The sequence below is a fragment of the Agrobacterium sp. S7/73 genome (assembly GCF_019355535.1).
In the GTDB taxonomy this organism is placed as follows: Bacteria; Pseudomonadota; Alphaproteobacteria; order Rhizobiales; family Rhizobiaceae; genus Agrobacterium; species Agrobacterium tumefaciens.
Genome location: NZ_CP072138.1, coordinates 353375 through 367187, shown reverse-complemented (window position 1 = coordinate 367187; position 13813 = coordinate 353375). Strand labels below are relative to the sequence as shown.

Genomic DNA, 13813 nt, shown 5'->3' with positions numbered 1-13813 from the left:
CATGGCACATTTCTTCATCGACCGCCCGGTCTTTGCGTGGGTAATCGCTATCATCATCATGGGTCTTGGTACGCTTTCCGTTCTGGGCCTGCCTGTCTCGCAATACCCGACCATTGCCGGACCATCGATTGTCATAGGCGCCACCTATCCAGGCGCCTCTGCTGAGACAGTAGCTGATACGGTCGTCCAGATCATTGAAAAGGAAATGACAGGACTCGACGGGCTGCGATACATCGATTCTTCGACAACTTCGACTGGCCGTGCCGAAATCACTTTGACATTCCATCTCGGCACAGATCCGGACATTGCCCAGGTGCAGGTCCAGAACAAACTCAGCCAGGCCGAGGCAAACTTGCCGGATGATGTCACGCGACAAGGCGTGACCGTAGAGAAATCTGCTACAGGCTTTCTGTTGGTGGTGGGGCTTGTATCCAGTGACAACACGCGCAGTGCAATTGATCTGGCAGACTATCTGAACTCCTACATGGTCGAGCCGATATCGCGGCTGACAGGTGTGGGGCGCGTACAGGTGTTTGGCTCCGAATATGCGATGCGTATTTGGCTGGATCCTCAAAAGCTCAAATATTACGACCTTTCACCATCGACCGTCGTCTCGGCGATAACGGCGCAAAATGCGCAGATCTCTGCCGGATCCTTCGGTGCTATGCCCTCGCCTGCAGGACAGCAACTCAATGCGACGGTGACCGCACAGTCACTGCTGAAAACACCCGAAGATTTTGAGAGGGTTGTGTTACGCGCCGACACGGATGGTGGCCTTGTCCTTCTGCGCGACGTCGCACGTGCAGAATTGGGTTCAGAAAACTACGAGATTGCCAGCACCTATAACGGTAAGCCTGCCTCCGGGATGGCGGTCCAGTTGGCATCTGGCGCAAACGCTCTGGAAACAGCTGAACTGGTCAAGGCGCGTGTTGAGCAACTGGCTCAATCGATGCCTGAGGGTGTGGAATATGTCATTCCTTATGACACCACACCCTTTGTGGAATTGTCGATCGAGGCTGTCATTGATACTTTGCTTGAGGCTATCGTCCTCGTCGTCCTTGTGATCCTGCTCTTCCTGCATAACTTTCGTGCAACCTTGATACCTGCTCTGGCCGTTCCAGTCGTGCTACTCGGCACATTTGGTATCATGGCTGCATTCGGTTTTTCCATCAACACATTGACGATGCTTGCGATGGTTCTGGCAATCGGTCTTCTGGTTGACGATGCGATCGTCGTTGTCGAGAATGTCGAGCGCCTGATGCAGGAAGAACATCTCAGTCCAAAAGAAGCGACGAAAAAGTCGATGAGCGAAATCACGGGCGCTCTCGTTGGAATTGCGATGGTCGTCTCCGCCGTTTTCGTCCCGATGGCCTTCTTCGGCGGATCGACCGGCGAAATGTACAAGCAGTTCTCCGTAACAATTGTTTCGGCGATGACTCTGTCGGTTATCGTCGCTCTTGTCTTCACACCCGCCCTTTGTGCTACCCTTTTGAAGCCGCATAGCACTCACAAGAAAACGGGGATCACTGCTCGATTTACCGATGGTTTCGAACGCAACTTCACACGGCTGACAAATGGCTATGGCGGCATTGTGAAAATCGCGACCAAGCGCCCTATCAGAATGTTGGTGATCTACGGACTCATGGTGACAGGTATGGTCGTACTGTACCAGCGAACGCCTACATCCTTTTTGCCAAGCGAAGACCAGGGCACGCTCTTTACCATCGTTCAGACTCCACCCGGCACCACAAGTGAAAATACTGAGAAAGTTTTGGCCAAAGTGTCGGACTACTACAGGACCGCCGAGGCCAAGAACGTCGCCTCTGTCTTCTCGGTTCAGGGCTTCTCATTTGCCGGTCAAGGTCAGAACATGGGCATGATGTTCGTCAGTCTGAAGGACTGGAAAGAGCGCGCCGGGACCGAGAACTCCGCCCAGGCTATTGCAGCGCGCGCTTTCGGGCCTTTGATGGGCGGCATAAACGAGGCGATTGTGGTTCCGATTGTGCCACCACCTGTCATGGAGCTTGGTAACTCCAATGGTTTCACCGCGTTCCTTCAGGCCGAATCGGGCCAGTCACACGAAGATCTGTTGACCGCCCGCAATCAGTTGCTTGGGCTAGCCGCACAAAGCAACAAGCTCACAGCGGTCCGCCCAAACGGTGTTGAAGATGCGTCCCAGTTTGAATTGAACATTGATTGGAGCAAAGCCGGCGCTGTCGGTGTCACGGCTGCTGACGTGGGTTCATTTCTCGCAACCGTGTGGTCTGGCACCTACGTCAACGATTTCCTTTACGCAGGGCGAGTGAAACGCGTTTACGTTCAAGGAGAACCCCATGCCAGAACCGGGCCGGACGATCTCGCACTTTGGCGTGTGCAGAATGCTAACGGCAATTTTGTCGATTTCTCAACTTTCGCGTCTCAGAACTGGGTGTTCGGCCCTCAGCAGGTCAGTCGGTACAATGCATTGCCCGCGATGGAAATCGAAGGCTCGGCCGCTGACGGCTTTTCGTCCGGCGAGGCGATGGCAGAGATGGAACGTCTGGCAGCCCAACTTCCGCCAGGCTTCACCTTGCAATGGACTGGACAATCGCTCGAAGAAAAAGAGGCTGGCGCTGGCGCATTGCCATTGTACGGGCTAGCACTCGCGACGATGTTTCTGTGCCTTGCAGCGCTTTACGAAAGCTGGACGATCCCGATCGCTGTCTTGCTTGCAATGCCGGTGGGAGTTCTCGGAGCACTCCTCGGCGCTCTGATAGGCGATCAGACAAACGGCGTGTACTTCCAGGTCGGACTTTTAACGGTCGTCGGTCTGACAGGCAAAAACGGCATCATGATTGTTGAATTTGCTCGTGAGCGAATGGCACACACTGGAGGCACCGCAGTTGAAGCCGTTTTGGAGGCCGCAAAGCTACGTTTTCGTCCCATTTTGATGACGTCTCTGGCGTTCGGTCTCGGGGTTGTACCTCTTATCATCTCGAGTGGCGCAGGGGCTGGTGCCAGACATGCAATAGGATACGCAACGTTCTTTGGAACCGTGACAGGCACGATCCTAGCCGTGATTTTTGTTCCGGTGTTTTTCGTGGTCGTGAACAAGATTTTCAACCGCGCAAGCAAGACAGCCACTACATAGCCAGCCCTGTGGAACGTGCCTGTGGATCGCCCAGAAAGCGCAACTTCCGCTTTCTGGGCGATCGCTTTAGCTAGTCATTTTTTTAGTAAGTCACCGATACCGATACCGATGCTGACTACTGATGTCTCCGTTGATTGCCAAATCCAAGCCTCGTCCAGAACAACTGGGCGCAAGTGATATTGTCTCGACACCACCCGGAACGTCATCGTCGCTTGGAGCAAATGACATCCGCAAGCAAAGCTATCCAGCCGGATGCTCGACTCCGCTTAACCTGCATTATCATCACTCTCACCATCGGTATAAATGCTGATCTTGCGAACAGTTAGGTGATTGCGATGTAAGTTTCCGCGTGAATTTCGCGGAGTCTTCTACCTCCACCGATCCGCTGAATTTTTGTAGCTGAGTTGAAATTTGGCAACTCACTTTACCAATCAGATCCGAAGACGACTACGCATATGGCAACTTTCCGCCACCTTGAGCGGATACGAACCTGCGACACGTATGTGGTTGACATTAAGCAACTGAATATAAGTGGTAATGTCCTTTATCATATACAGAGATCGGTCGGCAGGCCGCTCCATTTTTGTCGATCTCGCCAACCAGCAGAGGCGTCGAAGCCTCGCCGGCGCCAAGTACGATCGCCTGGAATGATGAGGCATTGGCGATGCTCTCATATTTGACCTTGGTTTCGGCGGTCACCTCGACACCGCCGGTCGAGAAGTCAAGTGCAGCTTCGGCGTCGTGTTCGCTCACATGCTCGCTTGTCCGCATCTGAACGATCATGATCCGGCCGAAGTCGACGCTGCGCACAAATCCGGGTGGCTCGGTATTAGCCATGTTGGCCTTTGACAGGGTGACATTCGCGTCGAAGACATCGCCGGCTTCCTGCGGATCCTGCGCGACCACCGTGTAGTAGATCTGGCGGAATACCCGGTAGACAATGGTCTCGCTGTCAGTTGAAGACCATTTCAGGTTGGCGGTGGCACTGTTCTTACCCCATTGGGCGCCGAAACCCAGCGATATGCCGATCTGTTCCTGGGTGTATGATTTATGAGAGCTTGAGAAGGCGCGCATTGGCGGGAAGTAGCCGCCGGTGTCCTTCAGCCAGCTGTTAACGGTCTTCTCGATGGCGATCGACACGGATGTGTAGTCTGGCTTTTCAACCCGGACTTCACTTCGCTCTTCCAGGCCAGGCAATTCCACCCGCAGGGTCAGGGGTGACCGGGCAAAACGATAGGGCGTGGGGCGCCCTTCCGCCAGGGTCTGGTCCTGTTTGATCACCGCGCCTGGAAATATCACCCCGGCCGCGGGGTTCAACAGCGCGCTGGATTCGATCTTCTGATCAAGGTTGATCTCACGCTTGCTGCAGATGATCACCGAGCCGGACGCGCGTTCGCGGTTGGGAAACTTGGGCTGGGACGTTGGCTGCAAATCCAGCGCCAGCAGTCTGTCCAGATCATAGTCGAGGCTGTTGATATAGTCTGAATTTTTGGACATGGCATCCTCCGTTGATGGGCAACGGGGGGATGTTGCTTTCGTCGCGTCGTCTGCGGCAGTGCAACCCCGTATCAATTGAGGGCAGCGCGTATCAATCTGGGTCCGATTCCGCCAAGGCCGACCTGGCGTGGCGCAGGGGGCTGCGGCGAAACTCGCCGGGCGTCATGCCAAAGCGCTTGGCAAACTGGCGGTTGAAGGTTCGCAGGTCGATGAAGCCATTGCTCAACGCCAGGGTGGCGATCGGCGTCCGGCTCGGCGCAGTCTGCAACAGTTTGCCGATGCGCTCCACCCGCGCCATGCGGATGGCGCCGGCCACCGTGAGGTCGCGGTCGGCGAAACAACGATAAAGCGTGGCGCGCGAGCAATGAATACCATGCGCCACCGCGTCAGCATCCAACGTCATGTCGTTCAGATGCGCGTCGATATAGCGGGTCGCCGCCACGAACAACGCGCGGCGCGCCATCGGCGCATCGCAAGCACCGTGTTCCTGATAGACCGAACGCAACGCGCCCAGGGTCAGGTCGGCGACGCTGCCGAACACCATGCCTTTTTCCGTTGCCGACATCTGGTCGATATATTCGGCCAGCAATTGCAATTGAGCTCTGAGGAAAGGGGCCAGTCGTGATTTATGCAGCGCTTCGACAATCCGCTCTTCCGCCGGCACGTCGCCATTGAAGGCCTCCACCAGTGCGTTGCGGCGCAAGGTCAGGGCAATGGCCACATGGCTGGAGCGCCAGGCCACACGCGAGGGTCTGGTCGGATCGTAGACGAAAAATTCATTGGGGCCGGCGGTCAGGACCACGCCGGTCGATGTTGTATGCTGGCGTTGGCCTGTCAGTGGAGTGCACCCCATTTCACCGGACAAGTCGGCTAGATTGATTTAGCCCTGATGAACTGCCGAGGGGAAGCCATCTTGAGCGCGGAATGGGGATGGATTTCGTTGTAGTCCTCAATCCATCCGTCGATGAGCCGGAGCGCTGTTTGGGCGTCCGGTAGAGCTGATATCCGAATATAGTCCCGCTTCAACGTTTTGACGAAGGCTTCCGACATGCCGTTCGACTGCGGGCTGGCGACCGGCGTGAAGCAGGGCGTTAGATTGAGTGCTTGCGCAAACAGCCTCGTGTCCCGCGCCGTATAGGCTGAACCATTGTCAGACAGATGCTCGATAGCATTCGGGGCTCGGGTTGCATGGAAGCGTTTCTCGACCGCCTCCAGCATCATGTCGCGGACGTCCGAGCCGGATATTCCGGCATTGGCGAGCGCCGTCCAAGCGATGATCTCCCGGTCGAAGGCGTCGATGATGAAGGCGAGACGAATGACCTCGCCATTCCAGCAGGCGAACTCCAGGCCGTCCGAGCACCAGCGCAGGTTGGAGCGCATGACCATGACCTTGCCATCGTGGAGGCGGCCCTTGCGAACGGCTGTGTGCTTCTCCAGTAGCATGGCGTGGTTACCCATGATGCGATGGACCCGTTTGGCGTTGACGACAGGCTGATCGGCGGCTCGCCTTTCGCGATTGAGGAGCGCGGCGATCCGCCGATAGCCATAGGTTGGCCTTTGATCCACCAGCCTGCGGATGGCGGGCAGAAGCTCTGCATCCTCGGCCTTGTTGTATGGCCCACGCGGCTTTGATCTGCCTTTCAGCCGCTCGATGAGGTTGGAACGGGAGACGCCCAGCGTGTCTGCGACGGCCTTCATCGCGAACCGTCCTTCGGCAACAAGATCGGCCGCGATATCCGTTTTTTTGAGTCCGCTTTGGAAAGGGCTTCGCGGAGGATTTCGACCTCCATCGTCTTGCGACCGAGCATGCGCTCCAACTCCCGGACGCGATCCTCCAGTTTCTTCACTTCCGAATTTCCGACAACCGGCTCGTCAGAATCCACGGCTGCAGCACCTCCCTCGCTCAAGAGCCTGCGCCACCGATAAAGCAAATTGGGCGCGACGCCATGACGGCGAGCGGTCGAAGATACCGTCTCGCCGGGTTCGAAACTCTGCTCAATGATTGTCAGCTTTTGCTCGGTTGTCCACCGCCTGCGGCGAACATCACCCGTCAGCAATTCAACGTGTCGATAGTCGTTAGACATAAGCCTATACCCAAGCCTGTGCTTGAGCCTTTCTGCTTATGCCGACTGTCCGGTCGAAATGGGGGGCAGTTCAGTCAGAATCAAGCCGATGGCGATGTCATCATGCGCGCTCGACAGCGCGCCCGTTGACGGTCGGCTACCCGAAATGGCCTCTGAGCGATAACGGAACAACGTGCCTGTCGGTGTCACCGTGCCCGTGGCGTCGGCCTGGAAATCCAGGCGTTGCGTATCGTTGGGCGCATCCGGCTCGAAATCGTAGAACGCGACATTCGTCCAGGCATCGTACCGCTGGTGCGGCGCCACCTCCTGGCTGGTCATTGACAACTGGACGCTTTTGCGCAGCGCACCGGCATCTGGTGTCCATTTACCTTCCGCTGGTGACCACAACCAGATTTCTGGAGCCCAAGCTCGCTGTTTGCCAGAAGGGTCCGATGCGTTATCCGCCATGATCTGTTGCGAAGCGCCGCCCTGATAGGGGCTCTAACAGCCGCGGAGCAACTGCTATCTCTGGGTCGTCATCAAGCATGGACATCCATTTCCCCCGGGCGCTACGCGATCGTCTTCCGTTCGGTGCTCAAGCTTCTGTAATGGCATTCAGAATCATAAACCCCACAACACATGGGAGCATGAATTTCGCCAGCGATGGTCAACACAGGGTTAACCAGGACAATTACCTTGCTGACTGCACAGTGGACTGTGGTTTCGGAATGGACCGGGGGTAAGGCTATGCGATCCTGCTCTTGATAGGAATCGAACTGCCGACCCATTTTTTTGTGGAACCGTGAGCATATGACCGATCATACCATTGTCTTGCCGCGCCCGCCGCCAAGGTCCAACGAGACGACCACCCGCTTGCCCTCCAAAGAAACCCCGGGATCAGTCCAAACAATCAAGGCTTTCTTTTTCTTCTGTTGCCTGACTATCAATCCTCGCGCATAGCCCTGTTGATCTGGTCGGCGAGCGGTTTGGTGAGATAGGACAGAGCAGTTCGTTCGCTCGTCTTGATATACGCTTCGACCGGCATGCCTGCGAGGAGACTGAGATTGCCCAGCTTAGACAGTTCCTCCGGCTCGATCTGGATACGGGTTGTATACCAGCTCTCGCCCGTTTGTGGATTATGAGCCAAGTCGGCAGCGACCGTTTTTACCTGACCAACAATTTCCGGAGTTGTACGCTGGTTAAAAGCCGAAAAACGCAGGATTGCCTGTTGGCCAATATGCACCTGGTCGATGTCGGCGGGCTGTATGCGGGCTTCGACGACGAGACGGTCATTCACCGGCACTATCTGCATGATGGTTTCACCTGCCCCGATAACGCCACCGATGGTATGGACCGCCAGTTCATGAACTATGCCATCCTGCGGCGACCGGACGTCGACGCGTTTCAACTGGTCTTCGGCTGTGACCTTTTGTTCTGTTAGTTCGGCAAGTTTATTGTCGACGTCGCGTAGTTCAGTTAGGACTTCCGCCAGGCGATCCTGATCAAGCTGAAGGATCTGAAGTTCTGTCTCTGTGACACGCGTAGCCGCCCTTGCAATCTCGGCCATCAACTGACCGCGTTCGCCATCCAGTTGAGCCCGCAGTCGCTCCAGTTCTGCAAGGCGGTTGAACTGGATCAGTTGCTGATCGGCAAGGTTTCTGACGCGGACGAGTTCCTGTCCAATCCACGACAATTCCTCTTCCTTTGCATTCTTGCGAACAACGAGCCCATCGTTTTCCCGATGTATCTGGTCGATACGCTGTCTGAGCTGAGCCTTCTGACCATCAAGCGTCTGTTTTCGGGCGGTAAAAAGAGCGACTTCAGCTTTGATATATTCGACGCTATCTGCTTCGGCCTTTTGGCCGAGGGGCTTCGTCGGAGCCGTGACTGCCGTCGCGCTCTCACGCTCGGCTGAAAGTCGCATTCGTCGGGCGCTCAACTGCTCGATCTGTTTCTCAACCATGGCCAGCCCGGCTCGCGTCACTGTATCGTCAAGCCGGATAAGCAGGTCACCGGCCTTGACGACAGCCCCATTGCGCACCCGGATATCGCCGACAATGCCGCCTTCCCGATGCTGAATGCGTTTGACGTTGCCGTCGACAACAACGGTCCCCGCACCCACCACTGCACCGGAGAGATTTGCAGTCGCGGCCCAGCCACCAACACCCAAGACCATCAAGGCAATGGTTCCCGCTCCCGCAATCGTATAAAGCCGGATAGAGTGGCTGGCAGCGCTTGGTTTCGAGGTGTTGGGATTCATGCTTTTTCCGATACAGCGCGCATTGTCGTTTTACGTAGCACCTCGTCACGCGGCCCGAACGCAACCATCGCGCCTTGAGCAAGAACGAGAACATTGTCTACGGCAGAAAGCGCATTCGGCCGGTGAGCGACAATCACCACAATGGCACCTCGATGACGGGCGACGACAATCGCATTCGTCAGCGCCATTTCGCCTTCCGCATCAAGGCTGGCGTTTGGTTCATCCAGAATGATCAGGAACGGCTCGCCAAACAACGCGCGGGCGAGCCCAATCCTCTGGCGCTGTCCGGCAGAAAGAGACGCGCCGCTATTGCCGATCCTTGTGTCGTATCCGTCCGGCATGGACAGAATGAGCTCGTGCACATCTGCCTGTTTCGCCGCCTCGATGACATCAGACGGGTTAGGCGATCCGGAAAACCGACTGATATTTTCCGCTATTGTTCCATCAAACAATTCCACACCCTGTGGCAGGTAACCGATCGATGGGCCAAGCGCTTCCGGATGCCACTGGTCAATCTCCGCCCCGTCCAGCCTGACGGATCCGCGTGCCGGTGGCCAGATGCCGACCAGAGCCCGGACAAGCGTGGATTTCCCAGAACCACTAGGGCCAATGATGCCCAGTCCCTGCCCCGCTGAAAGCGAGAAGGTGACGTCCCGGACAGTGGGGGATTGGTTGCCTGGAGCCACAACAGCAACACCGGATACAGACAGTGTTTTTGATGGCGCAGGAAGAGCCATTCTTTCCTGATCCGGGCCAATCCTGTCGAGGAGTTGACCAAGGCGCGCCTTTGCCTGCCGAAAGTTGATGAATCCACGCCATTGACCAATCGCCTGCTCAATTGGGGCAAGCGCTCTCGATGTCAGAATGGAAGACGCAATCATCGCTCCCGGTGATGCGAGCTGCTTGATGGCAAGCCACGCCCCCAGAGCGAGAACGGCAGATTGCAGTGCCAAGCGAAAAATCTTCGAGAAGGTTGAGAAGCTGCTCGTCGCATCACTCGCCTGCCGCTGTTCCTCAACATAGGCTGAGTTTGTCTCGTGCCATTTGCGAGCGTAGGCACTTTTCATGCCCATAGCATGCAACGCTTCTGCATTCCGCCGCCCAGCCTCAATGTAATCTGCGCGCGCCGAGGAGAGCGCGGCCACTCGCCGTGTCGGGTCACGCAGAACAGCGTCGCTACAAAGCGTCAGCACGATCAACAGGGTAGCTCCGGCAATTGCCAGCCAACCGAGATAGGCGTGAAAGAGAAACAATATGCCGATGTAAAGCGGCAACCATGGCATGTCGCAGATGGCCACCGGACCCGGTCCGCTCATGAACTGACGCATATGTTCGAGATCGCGAACAGGCTGTGCCGCCACCTCCTTTTTTGACATTCTCAGAGGAAGCAACATGACCGCATCGAAAGTCGGACCGCCGAGTTGTTCTTCGATCCTCTCGCCGATGCGCGAAAGAATTCTGGACCTTATCAGCTCAAGAATTCCCAAAAACAGGTAGAGGACGATGGCGAGCATCGACAAGGCGACAAGTGTTGGAACACTGCGGCTTGAGAGAACCCGATCGTAGACCTGCATCATGAACAGCGGGCCCGTCAGCATCAGAATATTAGTGAAAGCGCTGAGAAGAGCAACGGACCCAAACGCATTGCGCGTTGCTCGCAGGGCAGCGGCGACCGGAGGTCGCCGCGCTTCATAGTTTAACTGTTGTGGCAATTGTCAGATCCTATGCAACGAAACGCACGTCGTCCTGATGCAGGTCGGCAAGATTAACGTTTGCGAGCGTGATGCCATTGGTGCCGTCAATGTTGATAATGGTGTCATTACCAACCTGTGACGCTGCCGCAAGAACTGCCTCAAAGTCTGTCAAAACGCCACCGCGGAACTCAAGAACGTCATCAGTCCCCGCGCCGGCAACGAAATCGCCGATGGTGTCCCATCCGAAGTCAGGCTTGAACACAAAAGTATCGTTACCAGCACCACCTTCGAGATAGTCACCTGTGTTTTGGAAACCTTCGATCACATCGTTGCCGGCAGTCGCCGCCTGAGAAAGGATCGTCGAACGGACATCTTGTTTGCTATAAGTCCAGTCATCGAATACGAACTGTTCGATCCCTCTTGCGTCGTCTTCAAGTGTGCCTGTGATCAGTATCTGACCACCCGAGCCCTGGTTTCCAGGGACGCGAATTATCAAATCACTTTCCCGACGCTCGAAAAGAACGTCATCAAAATTGAACCCCTCTACGATTAGCTGATCGATAGAGTTGTTATCAGAATATTCGACAATAATATCGTTGCCGTCGTCTTGTGCGTAGGAGAACGTGTCTGATCCGTCCCCACCCCACAAAACATCGTTTCCTTTCCCTCCAACTATAGCGTCGTTGCCGACTCCACCTAAGATGATATCGTCGCCCTCGCCACCAGCGATAACATCATTTCCGCCGCCTCCTCGCAAATAGTTGTCAGCGGTATTGCCCGTAAGTGTATCGCCGAACTCGGACCCCGTAACATTTTCGATTGAAACATAAGTCTTTCCTTCCGCATCCCCTCCGACGCCTGTTCCCAAACTCAGGTTGACGTCGACTCCGGATTGAGAGTCGGAGTAATCGACCGCGTCAGCTCCTCTGCCTCCCGTAATGATTTCCGCCGCACCGTCAGAACCATTGCCGCTTTGAGCCTCACTTGCCGCGCTCGCGCGGAGAAGTTCGGGACCTCCGGCACGGGACCGAGAATAGCCATCGAGCGTGATACCAAAATCACCGTTATAGAAATCCTTAATGGCGACGACCGGGTGCAAAGGATAGCCAGCCATGACAAACAAATGAGGGATCGACAGTCCACTTCCGTCAGCAACATAGGTTAAAAAAACCAAACTTTCGCCGGATTTGAAAAAGTTGGGAGGATAAAACTCAGCCGAGGCGTACTGCCCCCCAACGGCGATTGCTTCAAACTGCTCGTTTGGCTCCCAGGACGGATGCCGCATCTGTATCAATATGTTTCCGGCACCGTCACCGTCGCCCTCATCAATCGTATCAATGATTGAAAGAAGTGACGCGTAATTGTCGCTATTGGAATCCTGGCCATAGGCCCAGTCCCACGTTTCCCCTTCGGTGATGGAAATCAGGTAGGTGTCGTTACCCATTCCACCTTTTAAGAGATCGCCCACGCCGTCGTTCCACTCGGTGTGATCCGATGTCAGGTCGAAACTTCCAAGTTGAGTGGGATTGGAAATAGTTCCGCCGGCGAGAACATCGGCGCCATTGCCGCCGATAACTCTGTCCCGATGCTGCTCACCAAAAAGAACATCGTTACCATCTCCCCCATCCACGATGTCAGTATCTATACCCCCGCCAATTATATCGGATCCGCCGCCTCCTATGAGAATTTCAGCGTCCATTCCTCCATACAATTCATCCCCGTCATGGGATAAACCAAAAATCGGTGTGTAGGTGGCTACATCGGCAGCACGGAGTCCGTAGAGGGAATAGATAAACTCATTAGTCGCTTGCAAACTCCCGGCTATACGGTCAATCCCATTGTTTCCGATAGCAATCGACATGGAGCTAGCCGCCAACGTTCCCATATAAAGGAAAGATATTGCTACGTCGGAAAACCCGGTAATCGAGCTTGAGCCAATCGTTGTTGCGGCGAACGCCGATGTTGAGCTTTGCAAAAACGCGGAAAACTCGTAGCCCGTAAAGTCCACGTTGATGATGTTGTTTTGATAAAAAGAATCATCGCCCAGGAATACGAAAAGCGGGTTTCCTGACCATCCACCTTTATCATTGTTAAAATACTCGGAGATGGTTACGTTGGCATCTTTTTCTCCGAGCGTATGGAGGTTGGGTGCGACGCCGTTGAGCAAAATATCCTCTGCAACGGCCCTGGCCACATTGTTGGATACTGTCTGCAGAGGCACAGTCGATGACTGTCCGAAGCGGATAAAATATTGGGAAATCGAATATTCTCTGATGAAATCGCTGTACAGCGTATCACCCTTGTTCACACCACTCGCACCGACAAGCCAAGAAAGCACCGAAGGATCCACACCTTCTTTTGGTTGACCTCCCGGCTCAGTTAGAACAGCTAGGATTGTTTGGTAAATTTCATAGAAGGGAGCAGCACCGGAATTGGCCGCGTTCAGAGCCAACTGGACAGCGCTGCGCTCAGAATTAGTCAGTAGATACGTCATAATCAAATGCCCCTGATGAGTTTTTGGCCGATAATAATTATGTTGTCGTCAATTATACTTTCGATTTTATCCAAAATACTCCTTTCCCCATCCGATCGAATACGTACATTTATCTCCAAATTATCGTTGATCGTGTAAACAAAATAGGCTCCGCTCAGCGGTGATTCACTTGGGAATACGGTTTTCTTTAGATTTATATTATAAACATTCGCTAACGACTTCCTGATCCAGCCGGATCTTTTCTCGTAATCACGCCTAAAATCATCATATATCTTTATAGATACTATCTCGACAACCACATTTCTGTGGAAGGAAAAGACGCTGTAGGCGCATAGTTCGGGGTTAAAGAGCCCAGCGGCGCACGCGTCGCTACCCCATATAGAGGCCTCCTCAAGACGATACCCTTCGGAAATCAATCCATTGAAGTCAGCAAGTTTTTGCAGTCGACCCCTTACGCCCGTGTCCAAATGAACGTGGGCGCGTTGATCACCTCGCGACAATGAAAATGTCCAAGCTCCTGTAAGAGGGAGCTTGTAGACGGTGCCGTTGGCGTCGAAATCCACATAGCTCTGGATTTGAGCCCAACTAGGCTCCTGTTGAAGAAAAACAAGTAGAAAGAGCGAGAAAGCAAATACACGTCTCAAAATCAAGCTCCACCTCCTGAGTAGAGTTCCT

At 54.8% G+C, this 13813-nt stretch carries 9 protein-coding genes; 1 reads left to right on the top strand and 8 read right to left on the bottom strand.

The features are described 5' to 3' along the window. Position 1: 1 nt before the first annotated feature. Entirely contained in the window at positions 2-3130 is a 3129-nt protein-coding gene (locus J5276_RS26360) for an efflux RND transporter permease subunit (RefSeq protein WP_209159909.1), read from the top strand. Between the two features lie 513 nt (positions 3131-3643). Here J5276_RS26360 and J5276_RS26355 read toward each other — a convergent pair. The 8 genes from J5276_RS26355 to J5276_RS26320 all read right to left on the bottom strand — a co-directional run bounded on the left by J5276_RS26355 (position 3644) and on the right by J5276_RS26320 (position 13788). Continuing rightward, positions 3644-4627: a thiol-activated cytolysin family protein gene (locus J5276_RS26355; protein ID WP_174066477.1), complete on the bottom strand. Its 984-nt coding sequence runs from the start codon at positions 4625-4627 to the stop codon at positions 3644-3646. 91 nt (positions 4628-4718) lie between these two features. Beyond that, positions 4719-5429, bottom strand: coding sequence for a helix-turn-helix domain-containing protein (locus J5276_RS26350; RefSeq protein ID WP_209159908.1), 711 nt, complete (start codon positions 5427-5429; stop codon positions 4719-4721). A gap of 68 nt (positions 5430-5497) precedes the next feature. Continuing rightward, positions 5498-6711 (bottom strand): IS3-like element IS426 family transposase gene (locus J5276_RS26345; RefSeq protein WP_112354636.1). Its coding sequence is split into 2 segments (ribosomal slippage): positions 5498-6375 and positions 6375-6711, totalling 1215 coding nucleotides; the frame shifts between segments, so codons are not numbered across the junction. A 36-nt stretch (positions 6712-6747) separates the two neighbouring features. Continuing rightward, positions 6748-7158: a hypothetical protein gene (locus J5276_RS26340; RefSeq protein WP_209159905.1), complete on the bottom strand. Its 411-nt coding sequence runs from the start codon at positions 7156-7158 to the stop codon at positions 6748-6750. 475 nt (positions 7159-7633) lie between these two features. After that, the gene (locus tag J5276_RS26335; protein WP_174066473.1) at positions 7634-8950 is read right to left on the bottom strand and encodes an HlyD family type I secretion periplasmic adaptor subunit; all 1317 of its coding nucleotides are present in this window, start codon (positions 8948-8950) and stop codon (positions 7634-7636) included. Beyond that, complete coding sequence (locus J5276_RS26330) at positions 8947-10548, bottom strand: type I secretion system permease/ATPase (protein ID WP_236759714.1); 1602 nt, start codon at positions 10546-10548, stop codon at positions 8947-8949. Before J5276_RS26330 ends, J5276_RS26335 begins: the two co-directional genes overlap by 4 nt. A 124-nt stretch (positions 10549-10672) precedes the next feature. After that, complete coding sequence (locus J5276_RS26325; RefSeq protein WP_174066469.1) at positions 10673-13138, bottom strand: calcium-binding protein; 2466 nt, start codon at positions 13136-13138, stop codon at positions 10673-10675. 2 nt (positions 13139-13140) lie between these two features. Then, positions 13141-13788: a hypothetical protein gene (locus J5276_RS26320; protein WP_174066468.1), complete on the bottom strand. Its 648-nt coding sequence runs from the start codon at positions 13786-13788 to the stop codon at positions 13141-13143. Between the last annotated feature and the right edge of the window lie 25 nt (positions 13789-13813).